This window comes from Microbacterium sp. XT11 (assembly GCF_001513675.1).
In the GTDB taxonomy this organism is placed as follows: Bacteria; Actinomycetota; Actinomycetes; order Actinomycetales; family Microbacteriaceae; genus Microbacterium.
Window position 1 is genome coordinate 2,112,884 of the sequence record NZ_CP013859.1, and the last position, 21,364, is coordinate 2,134,247.

A 21,364-nucleotide genomic window follows, 5' to 3' on the forward strand; every position below is an offset into this window, starting at 1 on the left:
AGGCGGCGGGATGCCGGGACGGTGCGCGGCCGGAGGAGGTGGAGCATGTGATCGATCCTACGACGTGGCCCCTGAGGAGCCGCTGCTCGGCGGGGTCTCGAGGCCCCTCAACTACACTGGCTGGGTAGCGGACGACGGACGTGGAGCGAGGAACGATGGCCAACATGCCCGGTCGGGGAGCGATCGTGCTCGCCGCGTATCAGCCGAACCCCGAGCTCTTCGCCCGCCAGATCGGGTCGTTGCGCGGGCAGACCGTGACGGACTGGGAATGCGTCATCTCGGTCGACGGCGACGATTCGGCGGTGCGGCGTGTTCTGGCGGATGTCGCACCGGGTGATGAGCGTTTCCGCGTGATCGCCGACGGAACGCGTCTCGGCTTCTACCTGAACTTCGAGCGCGGCATGAAGGCCGTGGCCCCGGACGCCGCGTGGGTGGCGCTGTGCGACCAGGACGATCTCTGGTACCCGGAGAAGCTCGAGGTGCTGCTGCCGCATCTCGAAGAGGTCGCGCTCGTGTCCGGTCAGGCGCGTCTGACCACCTATCCGGGCGAGGTCACGGCCGGCCATACCGACCGTCGCGACCTCGGCCCGCTGATGACCGTACTGAACAACCAGTTCACGGGCTCCCTGTGCATCGCGCGCGGGGACCTGGCTCGGCTGAGCATCCCGTTCCCCCGCATGTCGTCCCGCGCAGCGGCGCACGACCACTGGATCGCCGTGCTCGCCGGAGCGCACGGAGGAACCCGGATCGTGGACCAGGTCGTGCAGGACTACGTGCAGCACGACTCCAACGTGTTCGGAGACCCCAGTCGGATGCAGGCCTCGAACGGCCTCCAGGCCGTCCGGATCGCCGTGACGAACGCGCTCGCCTTCACGCGGAGGTATGAGTCATCGGCCTCGCCGGTCGCCGTCCTGCGCATGTACTTCCGCGTCTACGTGGGATGGCGACAGCTCATGGCCGAGACCCTCGCGCAGCGCCTCGACGGTCGAGATCATCCCGTCGTGCTCGTGTTCGGCCGTGGTCGCCGGTTCGTCCGCACCTGGCGCCTGCTGCGACTGGCCCGACGTGACGACTACGTCCCCGGACGGTTCGTCCTGGAGTACGTCGGCAGCTGGATCGCCGGCGCTCTCATCGGCGGCCGGAGGATCACCTCTCGGCGAGCGCCCAGGTGATCGTCGCAGCCTGAGCCGCGAGCTCGTCCGGCATCTTGCCGCCGCGGCCGCGCAGACCGTCGCGCACCCCGCGCCCGAGCACGCCGGCCATGATGCGTCTCGGTCTCGAGCTCGCCAGGATCAGCGCGAAATACGCGAGATCGACCGCGAGGTCTCTCAGCACCCTGAGCGGCAGCCGTCGGAGATAGCGTCGTGTGAGTAAGACCCGGTTGCGTGCGCGGTAGTAGTACCGGAACGGCGTGCTCGCCATCGTCGTGACGCGCAACGGCACGAACCGGAACGGCTGGAGCCGGACCGTCCGTCCGAGCTCATGGTCGATGTGCGTGGGGGCGGCGACGATCGGCCGACGGGCCGACGCGGCTCTGAGCTCGTACTCGGTGTCCACAAGGTCGATGAAGAGGGCCTCGTCGAACGCCCCGAGCTCGGCGAAGGTGTCGGCGTCGAGCATCATCCCGGATTGGATGACGTTCCGGCCCTCCGGGTACTCGCCCGCCCCGCGGGCCTGCCGCACTCCGGCGAACACTTCCGGCACCACGCCCCCGATCTTGGCCCGCCCCTCGAGGGCGTCGAAGGCGGAGCGCAGGATCGCAATCGTGTCACCGGCGGGCGACGAGTCCTGGTCGAAGGTCACGGCGTAGCGATGACCGGCGTCGAATGCGGCTCGGAGACCGGCGTTGAGCGCGGCTGCGATGCCCGTGTTGTTCGGCTGCCTGATGAGCGAGGCTCCCGCGGCGCTCACCTCGGTGAGGATCTCCGCTCCGCGCGTGCTGCCGTCGTCCACGACGACCACGGGGTACTCCTGCGTGAGCGCGTGCACCGTTTCGGCCAGTCGCGGGGTGGGGTTGAAGGCGGTGATGACCACCGCGACGTCACTCGGCGGAGTCATGATCCTCGTCGTCGCGGATCACGGGGCCGCCGTCGCGCGGGGTCTCGATGCGGGCGATCGCTCGTTCGAGGTCGTCGATCTTCAGCCGCGCGATGGCGGACTCCTCCGCGAGACGTCGCAGACGCTCTTCGGCTCTGGTGAGCTCCCAGGACAGATGCAACGCCACCGCGAGGAGGAGACCGATCGCCATGGTGAACACGAGGTTCGCGGGGAGCTGGAATCCCAGGGTGATCGTGAGCCAGGCGAGTGCCTGCGGGAAGATCCCGAGGAGCAGCACCGCCAGGCCGATCGCGAGCCACAGCACCGCGTACTTCTCGCGGAGTTGGCGGCGCAGCAGCAGGATCGTCACCGAGACCACGATGACGAGGCCGAGCGCGAGCGCACCGAACGAGATCATGCGCGCCCCCTCACCGGGCGGCGGATGATCGAGAGGGTCAGTGCGAAGACCGATCGCGCGAGGTACACGGCGCTTCCGGCGAAGCCCTGACTGGGGTTGCCGGACATGCGCGGTCGCATCGCGACCGGCACCTGCGTCACAGTGAGGTCGGCGTGCAGAGCGGCGACGAGACTGTCGATCGTGTCGCCCAGGTACTCGGCCGGGTAGTACGCGACGTACTGGTCGATGGCTCGGCGGTTCGCCGCCCGGAAGCCGCTGGTCACGTCCGTCAACCGGGTGCGGGCGATCCGGGAGATCACCCAGGCGAGGAACACCATCGCCCACCGTCGCGGTCCGGTTGCGGTGTAGGTGCCGACCTCCGCGAAGCGTGCGCCGATCGAGATGTCGGCGTGGCGCAGACCCTCCAGCACCAGAGTGATGTCCTGCGGGTTGTGCTGTCCGTCGGCATCCACCTGGATCGCCGTCCGGTAGTCGTTGCGCTGCGCGTACGCATAACCCGCTCGCATCGCGCCACCGACGCCCATGTTGTAGGGGAGCGTGAGGACGGCTGCTCCTGCATCCCTGGCCACGGCGCCGGTCGCGTCCGTCGACCCGTCGTCCACGACGAGCACGTCGGCTCCGGGAAGAGAAGCGAGGATCTCGCGGACGGTCGCGCCGACGTTGCCCTCCTCATTCCATGCGGGCACGATGACCAGCAACTCGTTACTCACCGAACCCATGACCTCAAGTCTACGGGGCGGGCCGCGACGTCCTGTGCCGCCCGGATCACGGGATCGGCGCGCCCTGCGTGTACGCCGCGCGCCAGGCCGCCGGCAGCGACTCGACGTACGGCCACGCGGGGCTGGCGAGCCTCAGCAGGGTGGCCTGCGACTGCACGTGGCGCAGCGCCCCGCCCTGAACGTAGTAGATCTCGGGCGAGCCGAAGCTCACGAACGAGCCATCGGCGAGCAGGGGAGCTCCCTGTGCGAACGACAGGCGGGTGTCGGACGTCCACGAGAGGAAGGCGAGGACGCGATTGCCGTTGGCCTCCATCAATCGCTGCTGACTGCGGACGTGCCGCAGCTGCGAGCCGGAGATGAGGTACACGGGGTCGGCCGTCGGCGACTTGGCGAACAGTGCCTCGCTGAGGGTGCGTCCGGTGCGGGGGAGGGAGGCGCAGATCGAATCCGGCAGGTTGACCTGCGGAACGCCTGCGGGGAGGGTGAGCACCCGCGTGAGGGCGCCGCCGTCGACGACGAAGCCGGCACCGCCGCAGATCACGAACGGAGCGAGGTCGCCGGAGACCCGTGGATTCGCCGCGAGCGTGCCGTTGGGCAGCACCGAGACCCTGGTGACGCCGGCGTCCGCGGCGAGACCCCATGTCGGGATGTGCACGATCTCCGGGCCCTTGCCCGTGAGGTACACCTCCGGCGACCCTGACTCCTTCACGAGGGTACGAGCGGGAAGGATCGCCGGGCCGTTCGGGATCGCCGCGACGTTCGCGGCGGGCAGGGTCGCCACGTACGCGCGTTCGGCTGCGGGGAGCTGCGCCCACACCTCGGGGTTGACGATGTGGCGCTTCTTGCCGTTCTCCCAGCGGTAGTAGGGGTCAGCGGACTCGGCACGGAACGACGTGCTCACAGCCGCGCCCGTCGGGAACTTGTCCGCGAGCGAGCCGGGGATCGATGTGTACACCGCCATGTTGAAGCCGTATCGCGTGACGACGTCGGCGGTCGGGAAATGGTGTTTCGTGCCATCCGGCTCGAGCAGGTACATGCCGCCGTCCCTCGCGTCCCTCACGAACCGCGTCGCCGTGGTGGCGTTGGGGACGGATGCGATGAACTCGGGGCTGACGGTCTGATACCAGCCGAGGCGCGCCATGTAGGCGGCCAGGTCGGTCCCGTTCGTGATGTGGTACTTCCGCATGCCGGAGAGGAGGTAGATCTCGTCGGCGTTGGGGGCCTTGATGAGCCGGTTCGCAGGATCCTGCGTCGAACCGAACCAGTCGGTGAAGTAGTTGTAGAAGTTGCGGTTGCCGTAGCTCGAGCACGCGTCACCCACGCCGTATCCGGCACGCAGCGCAGCGGCGTTCGGCTGGTAGGGCGTGTAGTAGTACAGCGCCGACGTCGCAGCGTTCTCGACGTACACGGGCCCACGCCCGCACGCCGTGTTCGGGTTGTAGAGGATGTTCCACGTCTTGCCAGGCGCGTAGTAGGTGAACCAGCGTCCCTCGGTGTAGATCTTCATCTGCCGACCGGCGCCGTAGATCTGGTAGAAGAAGCCGGCGAACGCGGGGTCGCACGGGGCTGTGTCGGGGCACCCCTGGCCGAGGGCCATCGAGTACCGCCAGCTGCTCGGCCAGGTGTGCGTGACGAGCGACTGCTCCTTCTGGAGCATGACGATGAAGACCTGCGGGTTGATGCCGCACGACTGCGCGACCTTGTAGATGATGGTCGCCGCGGATTCGTTGGGGGCGCCCTGGTATCCGCGGCAGTACGTGTCTGCGGCGCGGTTCGGCGTGTTCTGGCGGTAGTCCTTCAGGCAGACATAACCGGACCGGCACGAGGAGACCTTGGAGCGGAAGAAGGCGTCGATCATGTCGGGGGTCATGGTCGAGCTGTCGAAGAAGACGGCGTCGGAGATGATGTTGCCTGGACGGAAACCGTCGGTGATCAGGGTCTTCACGGGGCCGGACGCCGGCGCTGCTGCTGTCGTGGATGACGACGCGGCTGTCACATCGGATGGGGCGGTCGCGGCATCCGCGGGACTCGCTACGAGAAGCGAAAACGCGAAGACCACGGCCGCCGCGCCGGCGATGCGCGAACGGAGGCGTGGGAACGGGGAGCGAGTCACTCGACCATTGTGGCGGAAAGCAACAGATGATGCCACTGTGATCGATGTGACGCAAGTCAATGATCCGCGCGTCCCGGGCATTCAGAGATGATGTGGCACGATGATGGGGTGAAAGGCATCATTCTCGCGGGCGGATCGGGCACTCGACTTCACCCGATCACTCTGGGCGTCTCGAAGCAGCTGATCCCTGTCTACGACAAGCCCATGGTCTACTATCCTCTGTCCACCCTCATGCTGGCGGGCATCCGTGACATCCTCGTCATCACGACGCCGCACGATGCCGCGCACTTCGAGCGCCTTCTCGGCGACGGATCGCAGTTCGGCATCAACCTGTCGTTCGCCCAGCAGCCCTCGCCCGACGGACTCGCCCAGGCGTTCACGATCGGGGCGGACTTCATCGGAGACGACAGCGTCGCGCTCGTGCTCGGGGACAACCTCCTTTACGGCCCCGGTCTCGGCAGCCGCCTGCAGCGCTTCCACGACATCGACGGCGGTGCGATCTTCGCCTACTGGGTGGCCGAGCCCGAGGCCTACGGCGTCGTCGAGTTCGACTCCTCCGGTATCGCCGTGTCGCTCGAGGAGAAGCCCTCGCAGCCCAAGAGCAACTATGCGGTCCCCGGCCTGTACTTCTACGACAACGAGGTCGTCGACATCGCACGCAACCTCGCTCCCTCGGCCCGCGGGGAGTACGAGATCACCGACGTGAACCGCGAGTACCTGCGCCGCGGCAAGCTCCAGGTGGAGGTGCTCCCGCGCGGTACGGCCTGGCTCGACACCGGAACCTTCGACCAGATGACGGATGCCGCCGAGTACGTGCGCACCATGGAACGCCGCACCTCGCTGAAGATCGGCGTGCCCGAAGAGGTCGCGTGGCGTCAGGGCTTCCTCGACGACGACGAGCTCCGCGAGCGCGCGGAGAAGCTGGTGAAGAGCGGCTACGGCTCGTATCTTCTGGAACTGCTCAAGAGAGGACACGCATGAGCCGCCTGCTCGTGACCGGCGGCGCCGGCTTCATCGGATCGAACTTCGTGCACTACGTCGTCGAGAACACCGACCACACGGTCACGGTGCTCGATGCCCTCACCTACGCGGGCAACCGCGAGTCGCTCGCGGGTCTGCCGGAGAACCGCGTGGAGTTCGTCCACGGCGACATCACCGATGCGGAGCTGGTCGACGAGCTCACCGCGCGAGCGGATGCCGTCGTGCACTACGCCGCGGAGTCGCACAACGACAACTCCCTGCACAGCCCGCGGCCGTTCCTCGACACGAACATCATCGGCACGTACACGCTGCTCGAAGCGGCCCGCCGGCACGAGCGCCGTTTCCACCACATCTCCACGGACGAGGTCTACGGCGACCTCGAGCTCGACGACCCGGCGCGGTTCACCGAGCAGACGCCGTACAACCCGTCGTCGCCGTATTCGTCGACGAAGGCCGGCAGCGACCTGCTCGTGCGCGCATGGGTGCGGTCGTTCGGAGTGCAGGCGACCATCTCGAACTGCTCGAACAACTACGGGCCGTACCAGCACGTCGAGAAGTTCATCCCCCGACAGATCACCAACGTCATCCGCGGCATCCGTCCGAAGCTGTACGGCAAGGGCGAGAACGTGCGCGACTGGATCCACGCGAACGACCACTCGTCGGCCGTGCTGACGATCCTCGAGAAGGGCCGCATCGGTGAGACGTACCTCATCGGCGCCGATGGCGAGCGCAACAACAAGGAGGTCGTCGAGCTGATCCTGCAGGAGATGGGCCAGCCGCGCGACGCCTACGACCACGTCACCGACCGTGCGGGCCATGACCTCCGCTACGCGATCGACTCGACCAAGCTGCGCACGGAACTGGGGTGGACGCCGCGGTTCGCGGACTTCGAGTCCGGCTTGGCGGACACCATCCGGTGGTACCGCGACAACGAGGCGTGGTGGGCCCCGTCGAAGGACGCCACCGAGGCCTTCTACGCGTCGAAGGGACAGTAAGCAGCGGTGAGCGAGATCGAGTTCGGCAAGGGGCTGACGCGGGTCGAGACGAGCATCCCCGGGCTGGTGGTCTTCCACCTGCCCGTGCACGGCGACTCCCGCGGATGGTTCAAGGAGAACTGGCAGCGCGAGAAGATGACCGCGGTCGGCCTTCCCGACTTCGGCCCCGTGCAGAACAACATCTCGTTCAACGACGCCGTCGGCACCACGCGGGGCATCCACGCGGAGCCGTGGGACAAGTGGGTCTCCGTCGCCACCGGCCGCATCTTCGGGGCATGGGTCGATCTGCGCGAGGGGCCGACGTTCGGCGCGGTGTTCACGACCGAGCTCGACCCCTCGATGGCCATCTTCGTCCCGCGCGGCGTCGGGAACTCCTATCAGACGCTCGAGCCGGACACGGCGTACACCTACCTGGTGAACGACCACTGGTCTCCCGACGCGTCGTACTCGTTCCTCAACCTCGCCGACGAGACCGTGGCGATCGCCTGGCCGATCCCGCTGTCGCAGGCTGAGATCTCCGACAAGGACAGGGCGCACCCACGGCTGGCGGACGTCTCGCCGATCGCTCCGCGCAAGACGCTCGTCGTCGGGTCCGGCGGGCAGCTGGGGCGCGCGCTGCGCGCCGAACTGGGTGATCTGCCGCACATCGAGTGGACGACGCGCGCCGAGTTCGACCTCGCCGACCCCGGTGTGGCGTCTGCGCGGCGCTGGCGGGACTACGACGTCATCATCAACGCCGGCGCGTACACGGCGGTGGACACCGCGGAGACCGCGGACGGACGCCGCGAGGCCTGGGCGGCGAACGCGACGGGCCCCGCACTCCTCGCACGCATCGCATCCGAGTACGGTCTGACCCTCGTCCACGTCTCGAGCGACTACGTCTTCGACGGCACCGCCGACCGCGCGTACCGCGAGGACGACGCGTTCTGCCCCCTGGGCGTGTACGGCCAGACGAAGGCGGCAGGGGATGTCGCCGTCGCGACGGCGCCCCGCCATTACATCCTCCGCACATCGTGGGTGATCGGCGACGGCAAGAACTTCGTCCGCACGATGGCCTCCCTCGCCGAGCGCGGCGTCGATCCCCGGGTGGTCGACGACCAGCGCGGGCGCCTCACCTTCGCGTCCGAGATCGCCAGGGCCGTCGCGCACCTGCTGGCCGTCCGGGCTCCGTACGGCACGTACAACGTGTCGGGCGGGGGAGAGGTCCGCACGTGGGCGGACATCGCCAAGGACGTCTTCGCGCTCACCGGCGCCGACGCCGCCAGGGTGACGGGGATCAGCACCGCGGACTACTTCGCCGACGCCGCGGGCCCGGTGGCAGCGCGTCCGCACAACAGCGTCCTCGACCTCGCGAAGCTCGAGTCGACCGGGTTCACTCCGCGTGACGCGGGTGAGCAGCTTCGGGAGTACCTGAGCTCGTGAGCGCGCCCGCTGCGGCGGTCGCACGCGCACGGGCCGCGCAGCGGACCTCGCGGTTCCGCACGGACGTCCAGGCGCTGCGCGCCGTCGCCATCGGGCTCGTCGTGCTGAACCACCTGTGGCCGGGGCGTGTGCCGGGCGGCTACGTCGGCGTCGACGTCTTCTTCGTCATCTCCGGGTTCCTCATCACGGGGCATCTGCTCGCGGAGCTCGAGCGCACGGGGCGCGTCGCACTCGGCGCGTTCTACGCTCGCCGCATCCGCCGGCTGCTCCCGGCGGCCCTGCTCGTGCTCGCGCTCACACTGGGCGGCGTCTGGGCACTGCTCCCGTACACGCGGTGGGCGGACAACGCGCTCCAGGCGGTCGCGAGCGCCTTCTACGTCGAGAACTGGGCGCTCGCCGGGCTCTCGGTGAACTACTCGGCGCACAACGCCGCGGCCAGCGCGGTGCAGCACTACTGGTCGCTCTCCGTGGAGGAGCAGTTCTACCTCCTCTGGCCTCTTCTGCTCCTGGGGGCTGCCCTGCTCGCGCTGCGCGCCGTGCGCGGAAGGCGTGCCCGCACTCGCGTGATCCTCACGGCGGTTGCGGCGATCGCCCTCCTGTCGCTCGCGGCGAGCGTCGTCTTCACGGCCTATGCACCGTCCCAGTCTTACTTCGTCACGTTCACGCGCGTCTGGCAGTTCGCCGTCGGCGCCATGATCGCGATCCTGCCGGCAGCCGTCTTCGGGCGCATGCCCCCCGCCGCGGCATCCGGACTCGCCGCGGCCGGCTTCGCCGGGATCGCGGCCGGCGCATTGCTCTACGGCGCCGAGACACCGTACCCCGGCGTCGCGGCGCTGCTCCCCGTCGTGTCGACCGCCGCGGTGATCGCGGCGGGGGCCGGGCGCGGTGCTCTGCTTCCGCTCGTCTCGCGGCTGACCGACGCACGCCCGGTTCAGTGGCTCGGAGACGTCTCGTATTCCCTGTACCTCGTGCACTGGCCGCTGATCGTCCTCACCCCGTTCCTGCTCGGCGCGCCGCTGGCATGGCATTCGCGCCTCGGCATCCTCGTGGTCGCACTTGCGCTCGCCTGGCTCATCCGTCGCGGGGTGGAGGTCCCTGCCCAGCGCGCCTCATGGTGGAAGCGCGCGCCGCGGGCGTTCATCGGCGCGGCGGCGATGATGGCCGTCGTGGCGACGATCGCCGCCGCGCTCGGAGGCGCAGCCTCGGCGCGGACCGACGCGGCGGAAGACCCTCGCCCCCTCACGGGGGAGTGCGCAGGGGCAGCGGCGCTGCTCGACACCTCCCGGTGCGATCCGTCAGCGCCGGTGGGAGACGCGGTCGTCACCGCGAGCGATGTCTACTTTGCGCTCGCGCCGGAATGCGCCGATCTCGACGGGCGGCTCGTGATCGACGACAAGCGCACGACGAGGGAATGCGACTTCTCCCGTTCCGCCGACGCTCCGAGGGTCTGGCTCGTCGGCGATTCCCACGCAGAGCAGTGGCAGGCCGCCGTCTTCCCGATCGCTCGGGAGGAGGGCTGGCGCCTGACCATCAGCTCGTTCCCGGGATGCCCACCGGCCGACGTCGCGTTCGTGGGCTTCGACGCGCCGTGGGGGCCCGTGGACTACGAGAGGTGCCGGTCATGGGCCGAGGCGCTGTCGGACGAGCTGATCGCCGAGCGGCCTGACGCGGTGATCACCTCGATGGCCGCGCGCCAGCAGCTCGTCGACGACGGCACCGGGCGCCCGCACGACGTCCAGTTCGTCGAGGGGCTGCAGCGGACGTGGGGACGCTGGACCGCCGCCGGGATCAACGTGGTGCCGATCGCCGACACGCCGCTCAACGGAGACGTCCGCGATCCGGACTGCCTCCTGCTCAGCCACCGTACCCCCGCGTCATGCGCGGTGCCGCGCGCCGTCGCGATGCCGCCCGACCCCGTCGCTCAGGCGTCTGCCGCGCGTGCAGAGGGCGTGTGGCCGGTCGATCTCACGTCGTCGCTCTGCGACGAGGCCGTGTGCTTCGCCGCGGTGGGCGGCGAACCGGTCTTCTACGACGCCGACCATCTCAGCCGGGCATATGCCGAGACCCTGAGCGGCCGCCTCAAAGAGGCCCTCCCTCCTGCGCTCATGGCCGACTCCGGCGGAACGCGGTGACCGTAACCGGAGCGACCGGGCCGCGGTCGCTCAGCGTGATCCCAACCGCCGCCAGCTAAAATGTGCAAGCGTGTGCCCGTCACGGGCGCGAACGGAATCTCAGGTCGCTCAGCATCAGGAAAGTTGCATACATGGATCTCCTCGTCGTCGGGTCGGGTTTCTTCGGCCTCACCATCGCTGAACGCGCTGCCGAAGCCGGGCGGAAGGTCACCGTCATCGATCGCCGGAATCACATCGGCGGGAACGCGTACAGCGAAGACGAGCCGGAGACCGGCATCGAGGTCCACCGCTACGGGGCGCACCTGTTCCACACCTCCAACGCGACCGTGTGGGAGTACGTGAACCGCTTCACGACGTTCACGAACTACGTGCACCGCGTCTACACCACGCACAAGGGCATCGTCTTCCCCCTGCCGATCAACCTCGGCACGATCAACCAGTTCTTCAACGCGGCGTACTCGCCCGACGAGGCGCGCGCGCTCGTGCACGAGCTCGCAGGCGAGTTCGACCCCAAGACCGCGAAGAACCTCGAGGAACGGGCGATCGGGCTGATCGGCCGACCGCTCTACGAAGCGTTCATCCGCGACTACACGGCCAAGCAGTGGCAGACCGACCCGAAGGACCTCCCGGCGGAGATCATCAGCCGTCTCCCCGTGCGCTACACGTACGACAACCGCTACTTCAACGACACGTGGGAGGGCCTCCCGACCGACGGATACACGGCCTGGATCGAGCGGATGGCCGACCACCCCAACATCGAGGTGAAGCTCGGCGTCGACTATTTCGACGAGGCGCAGCCGCTGAACAAGAAGGACACCGTGGGGCAGCTCCCCGTGGTGTATACGGGACCGGTCGACCGCTACTTCGACTACGCGGAGGGCGCGCTGTCGTGGCGCACGCTGGACTTCGAGGAGGAGGTGCTCCCGACCGGCGACTTCCAGGGCACCTCGGTGATGAACTACGCCGACGCCGACGTCCCGTACACGCGCATTCACGAGTTCCGTCACTTCCACCCCGAGCGCGAGGACCGCTATCCCAAGGACAAGACGGTCATCATGCGCGAGTTCTCCCGCTTCGCGACGCGTGACGACGAACCGTACTATCCGGTCAACACGCCTGCTGACCGTGCGGGTCTGCTGGCGTACCGCGAGCTCGCGAAGGGCGAGAAGGACGTGCACTTCGGCGGCCGACTCGGTACGTACCAGTACCTCGACATGCACATGGCCATCGGGTCCGCCCTGTCGATGTGGAACAACCACCTCGCCTGAGGGGAAGCGCAATGACTGACACCGCCAACACCGCATACATCCCCGTCAACCACACCGTCTTCCCCGTCGAGGGCGTGGCGGAGGTCTCCGCCCTGTACGTCGACACGGGATCGGGTGACGGCTCGCAGCCCGGCGAGGCGTACGAGATCGTCGGACGCCGCAGCATCCGCGTGTACGCCCACCGTCGCGTCTCGCTGAGCACGTACTTCAACGCCTTCCCGGCGAGCTACTGGCAGCACTGGACCAAGGTCCGCTCGGTGCGTCTCGTAGCCACCGTCGAGGGCCGAGGGCTGATCTCCGTATACAAGTCGAGCGCGCGCGGACGCGCGTCGGCCCTCGCGTCGAAGTCGTTCTCGGACGAGACCGTGACGTTCGACCTCCCCATCACGTCGTTCATCGACGGCGGCTCGTACTGGTTCGACATCGCGGCCGGTGGCGCCGACGCGACGCTCGTATCGGCGGAATGGCAGGTGGCTGTTCCCGAGGGGTGGACACCGGGCAAGACCACGGTCGGCATCACGACGTTCAACCGCCCGTCGTATTGCCTCAACCAGATCATCGCCGTCGGCCAGAACGAGCACGTGCACGAGGTGCTCGATCGTGTGATCGTCGTCGACCAGGGCACAGACCTCGTCTCGGAGCAGCCGGGCTTCGACGAGGCTGCCGCGGCACTGGGCGACACGCTCGAGATCGTGCGCCAGCCGAACCTCGGCGGTTCCGGCGGGTTCTCTCGCGCGATGCTCGAGGCGCTCGCGTCGGAGGAGAGCGACTACGTGCTCCTGCTCGACGACGACGCGATCTCCGAGCCCGAGGCGATCGTGCGTGCCGTGCGCTTCGCCGACTTCGCCGTCACCCCGACGATCGTCGGGGGCGGGATGCTGCACCTCGACGACCGCTCGGTGCTCTACACCCAGGGCGAGGTGTGGGATCAGCGCAAGTCGTGGATGCGCCCGTCCGGCGCGAGCGAGTACGACCACGACTTCGCGGAGGAGACGCTGCGCGCGACGCCGGAGCTGCACCGCTACCTCGGCGCAGACTTCAACGGCTGGTGGATGTGCCTCATCCCGACCGCGGTCCTGCGGGAGATCGGGCTGTCGCTCCCGGTTTTCCTCAAGTTCGACGACATCGAGTTCTCGCTCCGCGCGCGCGCTCACGGCTATCCCACGGTGTGTCTGCCCGGGGTCGCCGTGTGGCACATGGCCTGGCACGACAAGGACCCGACACGCACGTGGGAGGAGTACTTCATCCACCGCAACCGCGTCATCACCGGTCTGCTGCACTCCGCCGTGCGCAATGGCGGGTACCTTCCGCTGCACTCGTTCCTCGGCGACATCAAGCTGCTCTTCATGCTGCAGTACTCGGCAGTGCGCCTGCGCCACGAGGCCCTACGAGACGTCTTCCGCGGCCCGTCGGTGCTGCCGGAGCTCTTGCCCGGCAAGCAGGCCGAGATCCGCGAGCTGCGCACGAAGTACGTCGACTCGAAGGTCGTGGAGGATCTCTCGGCCCTGCCCCCCGTGAGGCGGTCTTCGGTGGCCATCCTCGGCGGTGTGAGCAAGCCGACCAACCCGGTCGCCGCGCTGTTCCTCGCTGCGCGCGTCGCGGCGCGCCAGCTGGTCGTGAAGCAGTCGGCCGGCAGCCGGCGCAACCCCGAGCGCATCATCCCCGCGCCCGACATCACGTGGTGGCGCTTCGCCGACATCGACTCCGCTCTCGTCACCTCTCCCGATGGGCTGGGCGTGGCGTGGTATCAGCGCGACCGAGCCACGATGCACAGGTTCCTGTGGCGGAGCATCCGCCTGAACCTGCGGCTGGCGCTGCGCTGGAAGCAGCTCGCCGCGCAGTACGCCGAGGGCGCGCCGGCGATCACCTCCGCCGAGCAGTGGCGGAGGACATTCGATAGTGTGCAGAACTGAACGCACTCCGCCCTCGCGGCGCGCGGTCTGATCAGCGCAGGAGAAAGATGAGCGGTTCCACGGTCGGGGCGCCCGGCACGCCCCGGCGATACCTGCATTCACTGTGGCTCCTGTCGGCTCGCGACTTGAAGGTCCGCTATTCGACGAGCTTCCTCGGGTACCTGTGGTCGGTCCTCGATCCTCTGGTGATGAGTGCGATCTACTGGTTCGTGTTCACGCAGGTCTTCCATCGCGACGTGGGCGAGGAGCCGTACATCATCTTCCTCATCAGCGCCCTGCTCCCATGGGTGTGGTTCAACGCCGCCGTCGGTGACTTCACGCGTGCGTTCAAGAAGGACGCGCGGCTCGTGCGATCGACCGCGATCCCGCGGACCATCTGGGTGAACCGGATCGTGCTCAGCAAGGGGGTGGAGTACCTCTTCTCGCTCCCCGTGCTCGCGATCTTCATCGTGGTGAACGTCATCGTCGAGAAGGACCCAGCCCAGACCGTGCACATCGGGTGGGGCGCGCTGTGGATGCCCGTCGCGGTGCTCATGCAGACGATCCTGCTCGTCGGACTCGGCCTGCTCGTGGCACCCCTGTGCGTCATGTACGTCGATCTCGAGCGCACGACCGCACTGATCCTGCGCGCCCTGTTCTACGCGACGCCGATCATCTACAACGTCACGGACCTGCCTGGTTTCGCCCAGACCCTCGGCGCCTTCAATCCGCTCGCCGGCATCTTCATGCTCTACCGGATGCCGTTCTTCCCCGAGCAATGGAACCCTTTCGCGCTCACTGTGAGCGCGGTGATGACCGTGGCCATCTTCGGCCTCGGCGTCTGGGTGTTCCGGACGCTCGAACGTCCCGTACTGAAGGAGCTGTGATGGCGGCAGCGATCGTCGCCGAGGGGCTGGGCGTGCACTTCCGAAGGAACAGGAGGGGCAGGCGCAACTTCAAGGACCTCTTCGCCGGCGCGTCGCGTCGATCCCGCCCCGGGGAGTTCTGGGCGCTGCGCGACGTGTCGTTCTCGGTCGAGCACGGCGAGTCGATCGGCGTCGTCGGCCGCAACGGCCAGGGCAAGTCGACGCTGCTCCGGCTCGTCGCCGGCGTGCTGCTGCCCGACGAGGGATCCGTCACCGTCAACGGCGGTGTGGCACCGCTCATCGAGATCACCGGCGGTTTCGTCGGCGACCTGAGCGTGCGGGAGAACGTGCGACTCACGGCGGGGCTGCACGGGATGTCTCGGGACGAGGTCTCCCGCCGCTACGACGACATCATCGCCTTCGCGGAGCTGGCAGGCTTCGAGGAGACGCCGTACAAGCATCTCTCCAACGGCATGAAGGTGCGTCTCGCATTCTCGGTGGTGTCTCAGCTGGACGAGCCGATCCTGCTCGTCGACGAGGTGCTCGCCGTCGGCGACAAGGCGTTCAGGGAGAAGTGCTACCAGCGCATCGACGACCTGCTCGCCGAGGGCCGGACTCTGTTCTTCGTCAGCCACCACGAGAAGGATCTGCGGCGCTTCTGCACGCGAGGGCTCTACCTCGACAAGGGTGGGCTCGTGTTCGACGGACCGATCGGCGACGTCCTCGACCGTTACAACGGCGACCACCTGGCCTGACGCCGCTACGGCCGCCGCGGGATGAGATCCCCTGCGCAAGCCGGTAGTGTGGATCGAGCAACGGCGCGTCACCCGAGTCGCGCCGTGAAGTGCCCGACCCGAGGCGGTTCTGCCCCATGACGTCTGCTCCTCTGCGCCTTGCGCGACGGCTCCGTCACGCCGTGCGCGCGCGATCCAGCCGCGCCCGTGGCCCTGCATACCTGGTGTCGGCGTGCGGTCAGCCGAACTTCGGCGACGAGTTCATCACGCGGGCATGGCTGGACTGGCTGGCCGAGCATCAACCCGAACGCGAGGTCTGGCTCGACACCATCGAGCCGGGCCGCGCGGCACACCTCTTCCGCGACACGCATCCTCGGCTCAAGACCACGAACACGCTGTGGCATCTCGCTCACACGGGCCCTGCCGACATCGACGAAGCCGTCGAGCGCGTGCAGCGGCTCCTTCGCGAATTCGGTTCGCCGCGGTTCGATCTGGGACTGCGAGAGCTACGCCGCATGGAGTCGATCCACCTCCTCGGCGGGGGTTACATCAACTCGCTGTGGCCGGAGAACCTCGGGGTGATCGCCGCGATGACGACGCTGCGCACCGAGTTCGGCGTGCGCATCTTCGCGACGGGTCAGGGGCTCATGCCCGCCGAGGGCGAGGTGCGCGACTGGCTGATGCCACGATTGCGCGAGTTCGACTTCGTGGAGTCGCGCGACGCCGAGAGCGCCGAGGCCTTCGGCATCACTCAGGGAGTCGACGACGCGTTCCTCGCGTTCGCCAACGGACGGCCCGTCTACGCAGCCGAAGACAGCATCCCGGATTCGATGATCCTCGTGCAGGGCGACATGTTCGACTCGGCGCACGACCCCGAGCTCGCCGCGCTGGTGCGCGGCTTCGTCGCGCGCGCAGACGACGCGTCATCGGTCGGGTTCGCCGAAGCGATCCCGCCGGACGATCTCAAGTTCGCAGCCGAGCACGTCGACGACCGCTCGCCCTTCTTCCCCTTCATCCGCATGTGGGACGAGGGATTCCCGGCCAAACCAGGGCAGGAGTGGCTCACCTCGCGCTTCCACTTCCACCTGCTGGCTGCGGCGGCCGGCGCCAAGGGCGCCTTCCTGAACGCGAAGCCCGGATACTACGACGTCAAGCACGGCTCGCTCACCGCGCTGGGAACGGGGTGGACGGCTCAGGGGTTCGCACCGGAGGCCGGCGGTGCGGAGCCGTCGGCGGACGCTCGGTTCCCGGCCGTCGCGCGCAGGCTCGGGCGGCACAAGAGCCGTCTTGCCTCGCGGTTGTACCGCGCGCCGCGCTGACGACGACGCGGGCGCTCGCCCGAGGAGGCTGCGTCAGAGGCGGACCAGGTCGCGCAGCGAAGCCAGCGCCGACCGGGCGTCCGCCAGTTCATCGGCCGAGTCGGAACCCCCCGCGACCGCCGAGCGGAGAGCGGAGAGGGCATCGGCGTACACCACGACTCCGTCCGACCACGCACCGGCTATCGACGACGGGGGAGTGGAGTCTGCCAGCCGCTGCGCGTCGTCGCGCATCGTGTCGAGCACCGACACGGCATCCTGCCCGCTCGATTCCGACACGATGTCCAGACCTGTGCTGCCGTCGTCGAGCCATCCTCGTACCTGGTCGCGGAACGCGCCGATGCTCGGGTCCTCGACCGGCGGCGGCGTCGTGACGGGCGTGACCGTCGGCTCCGGCGACGCAGGAGGAGCAGCCGACTCCGAGGGCGTGGGCGAGGCGGTCGCGGTCGGGCTCGGCGTGGCCGAGGGAGTCGGAGTCTCCGTCGGGTCAGGGTCCGGTGCGCCACCGCGCGGGAGCAGGAAGAACAGCAGCGCGCCGGCGATGAGCAGTGTCGCCACGACGAGGCCGACGATGAGCCACACCCGCCCGCGCTGCGTGCGCCGCGGCGGCAACGGAGCCCAGCGGAGTTCGGGCTGCTGTTCGTCGGTCATCATGCCTCCAGGGGTGCCATGGGCTGCCAGGTGCGGTCACGGCCGAGTCGTCCGCCCTCCCGGAGCCCGCGGAAGAGGTTGCTCGTGCCGCGGACCGTGCGCTCGACGAACACGAGGCGGATGAGCTCCTTGCAGAACGTCATCGCGGTGCCGAGACCGAAGAGCACCGGGTTGTACGTGCCGTGCACGCGGTAGTACTGCTTGATGTACGCCCGGTTCCGCATGATGTAGAACCGGTACGCGTTGCTCGACGCGTTCATGTGGCGGATGCCCATGTCCCACTGCTTGATCTCACGCGTTCGTCGCAGCACGAACTCGTCGACGATCACCGCCGTGGTCTTCCGCGACGCCAGCCAGCCGTACATCTGGTCATCCCAGTAGATGAAGAAGCGGGGATCGGGCAGACCGATCTGCTGGACGATCGACCGGTGGATGAACATGCCCTCGAAGCATCCGCTGTTCATCTCCTTGAAGCCGGACTCGTCGAAACCCGAGGGTGCGAAGGGGATGGGGATGCCCATGCGCTCGGCGATGCGGTACTGCCAGTAGAACTCGCTGCCGTCGTAGTCGTACCGGCGCCCCTGGATGCTCTTGAAGCGCGGTGCCCACTTGCCCATCTTGGCGAGACCGTCCGGCAGGACCTCGACGTCGTCGTCCATGAGCCAGATCCACTCCGCCCCTGACTCGTATGCCGTGCGCATGCCTTCGCTGAACCCGCCGGAGCCTCCCGTGTTCGTCTCGAGACGCCGGTAGACGACCTCGGTGCCGATCCGTGACCGGAACGACTCCACCACCTCGGTGGTGTCGTCCGACGATGCGTTGTCGATGATCACGACGCGGCCCGGTTTCGGGTCCATCGCGGTGATGCTCTCAAGCAGACCGGTCAGCAGGTGCGAGCGGTTGTACGTCACGATCACGATCGTCGCTGACGCGGGGTCGAAGGGGACGTGTGTCACGAGTGGGATCTCCGGAGGCTGGGGGCCCGCAGGGCGCCGCGAGCGTACACCAGCCTACCCGGAGCCGTCCGGAATCCCCCGAGGGCGCGGCGGGCGCTCACCCCTCGGCGCGCAGCGTCGGGATGACGCCGGTGTTCGCGGCGTCGATGCTCTCGCGCCACGAGCGCGACTGGCCGGCGCGAAGGGCGCACAGCACGAGCATGAACCACCCGGCCCCGACGAGCGTGAAGCTCTCGAACATCGAGTCGACCGCGAGCGTCACGAGCATCAGTGGAGTCCAGGCGTACACGACCGAACGGCGAGCGCTCGCGACCAGCCATGAGCGGACCGTGGCGACACCGCCCAGGAGGAGGAACAGCACGAGCCCCGCCCAGCCCAGCTGCAGCAGCACGTCGAAGTACGCGTTGAGGGCGCTCTGGTGGTGGTCGTCGAGCTGGAAGTTGATGTACGTGAACGGGAACTCCCCGCGAGCCCAGGGTCCGAACCAGCCCCAGCCCTGGATGGGCCGCAGCGCCGAGAAGTCGAGGATCGTGTTCCACAGCGATGCGCGGATCGAGAAGTCCGACCCTGCGTCGAGCAGCGCGATGATCGGATGCCGCAGGGCGAAGGCGGCGGTGAGCGCGAGCGCCACGAGGACTCCGAGGACCCACTGCACGATGCTGCGCCGATCGGACGGCGTGTGCCGCACGATCGTCAGCGCCACGGCTACGACCCCCACGGCCACGGCGAGGACCAGCACGGTGGGGGAGGCCGAGAGGAACGCGAGGAGCACGCCCAGTGCGATGGAGGGTATCGCGACCTGCGCTGACAGCGACTGGGAGCGCCACTCGATCACGAAGGTGATGAGCGCGATGACGACGACGAACCCCAGCATGTTCCGGCTGCCGAAGATGCCCTGCACCGGGCCGCCGATGGCGAGGTTGCCCTGGATTCCGAGGAAGGTGAACGGCAGGTCGAACAGGATGCCGGAGAGGATCTCCATGCCGAGCGACACTCCGAGCAGCACGCGCAGCGCATCCCCGAGGGCGCGGACCGTCTGGAGCGTGTCGCGGATGTGCCCGACGGTGATGGCGAGGAACGCGAAGCCGAGCAGGGCCAGCCAGCCGGCGATGGTGTCGGACTTGTCGGTCGACCACGCGAGGCTGACGATCGCCCACCCCAGGAAGGCGATGAGGGAAGACGGAGCGATGCGCAGCGGTGACAGCTCCTCTCGCCGCACCCAGAGGATTCCCGCGCCGAGGACGCAGAGCACCGCCACCACGGTCGCGAGGGTCACCGGAGACGACATCCGCTCGATGGCGAACGAGCCGAACACCGCCACGAGCACTGCGACCGTGAAGGCGCGGGCCATCTCGGCTGAGCCGAGCAGCCGCCCCAGCCGGAGCTGCGACGTCACGGCAGCCGCCGCGCTCTCTCGCCGTGCTCGATGACGCGCTCCCGCTCGCCGACGCCCACGAGCGGCACGGCCTTGATCTTGAAGGAGAGCAGCACGAGGAGCATCCATCCCCACAGCATGATCGGCGTCGACTCACTGAGACCCTGCACGAGCAGCACCACCGTGAACAGGCTGGGCAGGAGGGTGAGAGGCGAATAGGGACGATCGGATGCGAGGTACCATCGAGGGCGGTCCACGGCGAAGAACCACGAGCGCCACAGCAGGCTCAGGTAGGCGACGCCCATGAGGACGACTCCGACGGCGCCCAGCTGCATGAGCACATCGAGCCACATGTTGTGCGCGTGGAACACGGTTATGCCGTGGTCTTCTATCCATCCGGCGAAGGCGGGGTCGGTGGGTACCCACGGGCTGGAGAAGCCGTTGCCGACGATCGGATGCTCCGCGGCTCTTTCGAGCACCTTCGTCCAGATCTTGTCGGATCGCCCTGTGAGGTCTGCGTCGCGCCCGAGCAGCGCCAGGATCGGCTCTCGCAGCAGCCAGGCCGCCAGGACGACCAGCGCGCCGCCGCCGAGGAAGAGGCCGTACAGGCGGGTTCGCGCTCCGGGGGTGCTGGCACGCCGCATGAGGAGCGCGACGACGAGCACGACCGCGGCCGCCGCCGCGCATGCATACGCGGTGGCGGAGGCGGCGCGCACGAGGAAGTACGCGGCGAGCAGCATCCAGAGGGCGAGTGTCGTGCGCCAGCGCGCCCTCGCGGCGAAGAGCACGCCGAACGTGATGAGGGCGAAGAGGCTCAGCAGCCCCAGGAGGTTCGCGTTGCCGACGATGCCCTGCAGCCGCCCTCCGTCGAACAGGTTGTCCCTGACCCAGTACCACTGGGGGTCGAGCGGTCCATCCGGCACCGTGACGAAGTTCGGCAGGAGCGGCCCGCGCAGCACGATGGCGACCCACAGCTCCAGTGCCAGGGAGAGACCGAGCACCCATTTGAATGCCGAGGCCAGTGCGCGCACGATCTCGCGCCACGTGAGGGTGTGCGCGATCAGCAGCGCGGTGGCGGCGATGCCGGCGAGGAGCACCCAGGTGAGCAGGGTGGGCACGCGCCACTGAGACCAGGCGATGGACAGCAGCGCGAAGACCGCGTACGCCATGGCAGACCAGGGGAGGCGTCGCCAGGCGAACGCGTGGGGTCGGGAGCGGGAGATCATCGGCACGCCGATGACGACGGTCGCGAGGATGAACACTCCGAGCACGATGGCGGCGCCGATCTCGCCGAGCAGGTTGAACACCGCCGAGTGCGCGAACGTCGTGAAGAGAGCGAGGATGGCGTACCCGCGCAGCAGCAGATGCCCCGTCGACTCGCGTTCGGGCGGGGCGGGCAGGGGTGCTACGGGGTGCTTGGTGTACTGCGCCATCGGGTTCAGGCTACCTCTCCGCGCCCGACGGGCTGCGGTGCGCGACACGAGTTCCC

General features: G+C 68.4%; 18 protein-coding genes. 10 read left to right on the forward strand and 8 right to left on the reverse strand.

Annotation, left to right across the window (positions count from 1 at the left end; translation table 11 throughout):
* Positions 1-155 precede the first annotated feature (155 nt).
* On the forward strand, positions 156-1,172 hold the full coding sequence (locus AB663_RS09775) for a glycosyltransferase (RefSeq protein WP_067198424.1): 1,017 nt from the start codon (positions 156-158) through the stop codon (positions 1,170-1,172).
* Here the strand turns inward: AB663_RS09775 and AB663_RS09780 are convergent.
* Genes AB663_RS09780 through AB663_RS17385 form a run of 4 tightly spaced genes read right to left on the reverse strand, consistent with a single transcriptional unit; the run spans position 1,147 to position 5,287 of the window.
* Positions 1,147-2,058 (reverse strand): glycosyltransferase, encoded by a 912-nt coding sequence (locus tag AB663_RS09780; RefSeq protein WP_067198426.1) that lies wholly within the window; start codon positions 2,056-2,058, stop codon positions 1,147-1,149. The two genes, AB663_RS09775 and AB663_RS09780, sit on opposite strands and share 26 nt — an antisense overlap.
* A complete protein-coding gene (locus tag AB663_RS09785) occupies positions 2,042-2,455 on the reverse strand; it encodes a DUF2304 domain-containing protein (RefSeq protein ID WP_067198428.1) in 414 nt (137 codons plus the stop codon). The genes AB663_RS09780 and AB663_RS09785 overlap by 17 nt, the downstream gene beginning before the upstream one ends.
* Positions 2,452-3,174 (reverse strand): glycosyltransferase family 2 protein, encoded by a 723-nt coding sequence (locus AB663_RS09790; RefSeq protein ID WP_067198430.1) that lies wholly within the window; start codon positions 3,172-3,174, stop codon positions 2,452-2,454. Before AB663_RS09790 ends, AB663_RS09785 begins: the two co-directional genes overlap by 4 nt.
* A gap of 46 nt (positions 3,175-3,220) precedes the next feature.
* Positions 3,221-5,287: a hypothetical protein gene (locus AB663_RS17385; protein WP_067198432.1), complete on the reverse strand. Its 2,067-nt coding sequence runs from the start codon at positions 5,285-5,287 to the stop codon at positions 3,221-3,223.
* 108 nt (positions 5,288-5,395) lie between these two features.
* Here AB663_RS17385 and rfbA point away from each other — a divergent pair, with 108 nt between their 5' ends.
* The 9 genes from rfbA (at position 5,396) to AB663_RS09840 (ending at position 16,896) form a co-directional block, all read left to right on the forward strand.
* Positions 5,396-6,268: a glucose-1-phosphate thymidylyltransferase RfbA gene (gene rfbA, locus AB663_RS09800; RefSeq protein WP_067202550.1), complete on the forward strand. Its 873-nt coding sequence runs from the start codon at positions 5,396-5,398 to the stop codon at positions 6,266-6,268.
* The gene (gene rfbB, locus AB663_RS09805; RefSeq protein WP_067198434.1) at positions 6,265-7,263 is read left to right on the forward strand and encodes a dTDP-glucose 4,6-dehydratase; all 999 of its coding nucleotides are present in this window, start codon (positions 6,265-6,267) and stop codon (positions 7,261-7,263) included. The genes rfbA and rfbB overlap by 4 nt, the downstream gene beginning before the upstream one ends.
* Before the next feature lie 6 nt (positions 7,264-7,269).
* Positions 7,270-8,685 carry a sugar nucleotide-binding protein gene (locus AB663_RS09810; RefSeq protein WP_067198436.1) on the forward strand — a complete coding sequence of 472 codons (1,416 nt, stop codon included), beginning with the start codon at positions 7,270-7,272 and terminating at the stop codon, positions 8,683-8,685.
* Positions 8,682-10,817 carry an acyltransferase family protein gene (locus AB663_RS09815; protein ID WP_067198438.1) on the forward strand — a complete coding sequence of 712 codons (2,136 nt, stop codon included), beginning with the start codon at positions 8,682-8,684 and terminating at the stop codon, positions 10,815-10,817. Before AB663_RS09810 ends, AB663_RS09815 begins: the two co-directional genes overlap by 4 nt.
* Positions 10,818-10,948: 131 nt before the next feature.
* A complete protein-coding gene (gene glf / locus AB663_RS09820) occupies positions 10,949-12,085 on the forward strand; it encodes a UDP-galactopyranose mutase (RefSeq protein WP_067198440.1) in 1,137 nt (378 codons plus the stop codon).
* Positions 12,086-12,096: 11 nt separating this feature from the next.
* Positions 12,097-13,998: a glycosyltransferase gene (locus tag AB663_RS09825; protein WP_067198443.1), complete on the forward strand. Its 1,902-nt coding sequence runs from the start codon at positions 12,097-12,099 to the stop codon at positions 13,996-13,998.
* 47 nt (positions 13,999-14,045) lie between these two features.
* Positions 14,046-14,864 (forward strand): ABC transporter permease, encoded by an 819-nt coding sequence (locus AB663_RS09830; RefSeq protein ID WP_067198446.1) that lies wholly within the window; start codon positions 14,046-14,048, stop codon positions 14,862-14,864.
* The gene (locus tag AB663_RS09835) at positions 14,864-15,598 is read left to right on the forward strand and encodes an ABC transporter ATP-binding protein (protein ID WP_067198448.1); all 735 of its coding nucleotides are present in this window, start codon (positions 14,864-14,866) and stop codon (positions 15,596-15,598) included. Before AB663_RS09830 ends, AB663_RS09835 begins: the two co-directional genes overlap by 1 nt.
* Positions 15,599-15,714: 116 nt before the next feature.
* A complete protein-coding gene (locus AB663_RS09840; RefSeq protein ID WP_157541003.1) occupies positions 15,715-16,896 on the forward strand; it encodes a polysaccharide pyruvyl transferase family protein in 1,182 nt (393 codons plus the stop codon).
* Between the two features lie 33 nt (positions 16,897-16,929).
* On the opposite strand, the gene AB663_RS09845 is transcribed toward AB663_RS09840, so the two are convergent.
* The 4 genes from AB663_RS09845 to AB663_RS09860 all read right to left on the reverse strand — a co-directional run bounded on the left by AB663_RS09845 (position 16,930) and on the right by AB663_RS09860 (position 21,308).
* Entirely contained in the window at positions 16,930-17,547 is a 618-nt protein-coding gene (locus AB663_RS09845; protein ID WP_157541006.1) for a hypothetical protein, read from the reverse strand.
* Positions 17,544-18,500 carry a glycosyltransferase family 2 protein gene (locus AB663_RS09850; RefSeq protein ID WP_067198456.1) on the reverse strand — a complete coding sequence of 319 codons (957 nt, stop codon included), beginning with the start codon at positions 18,498-18,500 and terminating at the stop codon, positions 17,544-17,546. The genes AB663_RS09845 and AB663_RS09850 overlap by 4 nt, the downstream gene beginning before the upstream one ends.
* Positions 18,501-18,597: 97 nt before the next feature.
* Positions 18,598-19,896: an O-antigen ligase family protein gene (locus tag AB663_RS09855; RefSeq protein WP_232304520.1), complete on the reverse strand. Its 1,299-nt coding sequence runs from the start codon at positions 19,894-19,896 to the stop codon at positions 18,598-18,600.
* On the reverse strand, positions 19,893-21,308 hold the full coding sequence (locus tag AB663_RS09860) for an O-antigen ligase family protein (protein WP_067198458.1): 1,416 nt from the start codon (positions 21,306-21,308) through the stop codon (positions 19,893-19,895). Before AB663_RS09860 ends, AB663_RS09855 begins: the two co-directional genes overlap by 4 nt.
* Positions 21,309-21,364: the final 56 nt, after the last annotated feature.